The following is a 414-nucleotide window of genomic DNA, read 5'->3' as shown; positions in this document are numbered from 1 at the left end:
AGACAGTCGTATGACGCTGACGCGGTCGCTAAACCACCTTCAAAAACTGGTGGCGCAGGCGGCGAGATCGCCGATTCGAGTTCTCTACACCAAAGCTGGAACGCGATTGAGCGCGTGCTGGCTAGAGGACGACGATGTGATTATCGACCACAAGGCCTATTGGTCGGCCGCCAACTCACTCGAAGAAGCCGCGTACGTTGCTGCCGTCCTGAACACGAGTATTGTGCTTGATCGCGTAAAGGACCTTCAGCCAGTCGGACAGCGAGATCCGCGTGACTTCGACAATCTCGTCTGGACGCTGCCTATCCCTGAATTCGACGCTTCCGAGGCACTGCACGTGGACCTTGCCGCGGCGGCGCTGCACGCTGCCGGAATCGCCGCCCGCATCGAACTACCCGACAGCGCGCACTTCAC

Annotated in this window: 1 pseudogene; it reads left to right on the top strand. The window is 59.7% G+C overall.

Annotated elements, in window-relative coordinates:
- Positions 1 to 10: 10 nt before the first annotated feature.
- Positions 11 to 414, top strand: a pseudogene (locus EN780_RS38105) (hypothetical protein); the annotation flags it as partial.

This window comes from Mesorhizobium sp. M4B.F.Ca.ET.089.01.1.1, from assembly GCF_004022605.1.
Lineage (GTDB): Bacteria > Pseudomonadota > Alphaproteobacteria > Rhizobiales > Rhizobiaceae > Mesorhizobium > Mesorhizobium abyssinicae.
The sequence above is the reverse complement of the archived record's forward strand: the minus strand, read 5'-3'. Positions and strand labels throughout refer to the sequence as shown.